Genomic DNA, 1,789 nt, shown 5'->3' on the forward strand with positions numbered 1-1,789 from the left:
AAACAATGCGTCCACCAATCTGGAATCCCCCCATCGAATTGTCCGCAAGCGAACAAAACGTAGCCTCGCGCATTCGGAAGGCAAAGTTGTTCTTATTTTTGAGAAACATTCGCCACCAATTATTTGATGAAGAGTTTCAAGTAGAACTAGCAACTCTGTTTAAAGACTCTACAGTAGGAAAATGCCCGCTCGTACCAGCACAAATAGCTTTAGCAATTATTCTACAAGCTTACACAGGAGTTTCAGATGACGAAGCAATTGAAGCAATGCAAATGGACAGAAGATGGCAATTGGTGTTGGATTGTTTGGATGCAGAACAAGCTCCCTTCGGCAAAGGTACTTTAGTTAGATTTCGGGCAGTCTTAATCGCAAAAGGGGGCGATCGGCGGCTGGTAGAAAAAACAATTGAAATTGCTAAAAAAACCCCAGGATACAGCGAGGGTTCCTTGAGAGCAGCCTTAGATTCAAGTCCTTTATGGGGAGCAGCCCGAGTCGAAGACACCTATAATCTGTTAGGTCATGCACTCAAAAAATCCTTAGAAATAATTGCCAAAAGTACACAACAGGATGTCGGGACGATCGCAACGCAAGCCGGAGCAGAAATTGTGGCAGCGAGCAGCCTTAAAAAAGCCTTAGATTTAGATTGGGATGACCCGAGTGCTAGAGAGCACGCATTAACCACAATTTTACAAGCACTCCACCAAGTAGAAAGCTGGATCGAATCGCAATCTGACCTAACACAAAAGACAGCAGAATCAGTAAAAAGCAGCTTGGCATCGGCCAAAGAAATAGAAAAACAAGACATAGAAAGGAGGGACGATGGCAGCCCAAAGCTTCGTCAGGGCGTGGCTCCCAACCGCCGGATTGCCATAGAAGACCCTGATATGAAACACGGACGAAAAAGTCGTTCAAAAAAGTTTGATGGATACAAACGCCACATCCTCAAAGACCTAGATACAGGAATGGTAAGAGCCGTAGGAGTAACACCTGCAAATGTAGCAGAAGCTAGTGTTACAGAAGGACTAGCAATTGATTTAGCGTCCCAAAAAGTTGAGCTAGGAGAGTTGCATATCGATCGAGCTTATTTAACAAGCCATTGGGTCAAAGAACGCTCAGCAAGCTTGACAATAATTTGTAAATCTTGGCGAGTCCGCAACGGCAAATATTTTGATAAAACAGCTTTCAATCTCGATTGGAACGAGAGTGTAATCCGCTGTCCCAATGGCATCAGCATACCATTTACCGCAGGAAAAACAGTGCGATTTCCCCAAAAGCAATGTCAGATTTGTCCGCTGCGAACTCAATGTACAGCTAGTTCTAAATGTCGGAGTGTTTCCATTCATCCAGACGAGCCATTATTGCAGGAGTTGCGCGAGCGCCAAACCACAGTAATCGGCCGTCAAAAATTAAGAGAGCGAGTGAGTGTCGAACACAGTTTAGCTCACATCGGTCAGTGGCAAGGAACACAAGCCCGGTACTTGGGACTGCGCAAAAATCTGTTCGATATGCGTCGGATGGCGGTGGTTCACAATCTCCATGTTTTGGCAAGAATGTTTCAAAATCAACAGATATCAGCCTAGCTAAAAAGATACCTTAGTCGCAGATTATATTTTTCCTATCGCTGGCTGGCCGGATTTATTAAGAGCAAACATCGGCTGAGATTTCGTATGGCAATCATTGAAGAGACACTGCATAGCAACTTGAGTTTTTAGTGGCGTATTGTGAGTCGTTTGGGTACATCCTATTTGAGGTTTTTTGTCAACCTCTTTTACTGGACTGGCGCTCTAGG

General features: G+C 44.6%; 1 protein-coding gene. It reads left to right on the forward strand.

Features of this window, described 5'->3' with window-relative positions:
• Positions 1 to 5: 5 nt before the first annotated feature.
• Entirely contained in the window at positions 6 to 1,580 is a 1,575-nt protein-coding gene (locus QUB25_RS29595; protein ID WP_333189040.1) for an IS1182 family transposase, read from the forward strand.
• The last annotated feature ends 209 nt before the right edge of the window (positions 1,581 to 1,789 follow it).

Source organism: Microcoleus sp. B3-D7 (assembly GCF_036705305.1).
Taxonomy (GTDB): domain Bacteria; phylum Cyanobacteriota; class Cyanobacteriia; order Cyanobacteriales; family Microcoleaceae; genus Microcoleus.

What these genes read in the sequence shown, in the direction of transcription:
- QUB25_RS29595 (WP_333189040.1), top strand. Translation starts at nt 6, where the DNA reads ATGCGTCCACCAATCTGGAATCCCCCCATCGAATTGTCCGCAAGCGAA.